This window comes from Dietzia sp. CW19 (genome assembly GCF_014145265.1).
Classification (GTDB): Bacteria; Actinomycetota; Actinomycetes; order Mycobacteriales; family Mycobacteriaceae; genus Dietzia; species Dietzia natronolimnaea.
The window spans coordinates 1-1,261 of sequence record NZ_JAALEE010000427.1 but is presented as its reverse complement, the minus strand read 5'-3'; the positions used below and the strand labels follow the sequence as shown (position 1 = coordinate 1,261).

The 1,261-nt window shown below is 70.5% G+C and carries 3 protein-coding genes; all 3 read left to right on the top strand.

All coding sequences use genetic code 11. From position 1 onward, the window contains the following. On the top strand, nt 1-511 hold a 511-nt coding region (locus G6021_RS12630), incomplete at its 5' end, for a ribonuclease HII (protein WP_241736544.1). Continuing rightward, on the top strand, nt 508-813 hold the full coding sequence (locus G6021_RS12625; protein ID WP_007632861.1) for a DUF2469 domain-containing protein: 306 nt from the start codon (nt 508-510) through the stop codon (nt 811-813). The genes G6021_RS12630 and G6021_RS12625, both read left to right, overlap by 4 nt. A 107-nt stretch (nt 814-920) precedes the next feature. Then, nucleotides 921-1,261: YraN family protein (locus tag G6021_RS12620; RefSeq protein WP_347238966.1), on the top strand; the 341-nt coding region annotated here is incomplete at its 3' end.

The following is a 1,261-nucleotide window of genomic DNA, read 5'->3' as shown; positions in this document are numbered from 1 at the left end:
CCGGCTCGCCCCCGACCTCGCCGACCTCGACGACTCCAAGAAGCTGTCCCAGCCCACCCGGGAACGGCTCCACGACGCCGTGCTGCGGAGGGCGGCCGCGGTGTCCGTGGTCGTGATCGAGCCCGATCGCATCGACGAGCGGGGCGTCCACCGGTGCAACCTCGAGGGGATGCGTCGCGCGGTGGCCGCTCTCGACCCGGCACCCGGCTTCGTCCTCACCGACGGATTCGCTGTGGACGGGCTCGGATGCCAGTCCACGGCGGTGATCGGGGGCGACGCGGTCGTCGCATCCATCGCCGCCGCGAGTGTCCTCGCAAAGGTCACCCGCGATCGGATTATGGTGGACCTCGACCCGAGGTACCCGGGCTACGGGTTCGCCGCCCACAAGGGGTACAGCACCCCGGGTCACGCCAGGGCGATCGAGCAGCTCGGTCCCAGCGACATCCACCGGATGTCGTACGCCAACGTCCGTCGCGCCGCCCAGGCGCATTCGAGGAGCAGCACTAGATGAGCGCCGAGGATCTGGAGAACTACGAGACCGAGATGGAGCTCTCGCTGTACCGCGAGTACCGCGACATCGTCGGTCAGTTCACCTACGTCGTCGAGACGGAGCGGCGCTTCTATCTCGCGAACGCGGTCGAACTGATCCCGCGGTCCGCGGACGGTGAGGTCTACTTCGACGTCCGGATGTCCGACGCCTGGGTGTGGGATATGTACCGACCTGCGCGTTTCGTGAAGTACGTGCGGGTCCTGACCTTCAAGGACGTCAACATCGAGGAGCTCGACAAGCCCGAACTCCGCCTCCCTGAGTAGAACCCGGCGGCTGGTCCCCCCACAGCCTCCCGCGCCTCCACAGGGTGCCCCCGGCCCGATCCGCGTCCAGCGGGTCGGGCCGTCGTCGTCCGGCATGGTGAGCCGCGGTGGCCCGGACGGACCGGGCCGCCTGGGAGGGGCTCGGGATGGCGGGGGACAGGGCGGGATCGGTCGCCGGCACGCACGGGGGTGACGGTCGCCGACGGACCGGGGCGATCGGGGAGGCGCATGCCGCGGGGCTGATCGAGGCGCGTGGGGGCGCGGTGATCAGCCGGAACTGGCGGAGTCGGACGGGGGAACTCGACCTGGTCGCCCTGGACGCAGAGGGACGGCTGCGGTTCGTCGAGGTCCGCACGCGGACCGGCCCCGGGTTCGGAACACCGGCCGAATCGGTGATCGCGGTCAAGCAGCGCCGTCTGCGCACGCTGGCACGGGAGTGGCTGGGGGA

Coding starts and splice junctions, on each gene's coding strand:
- G6021_RS12625 (WP_007632861.1), top strand. CDS start 508: ATGAGCGCCGAGGATCTGGAGAACTACGAGACCGAGATGGAGCTCTCG.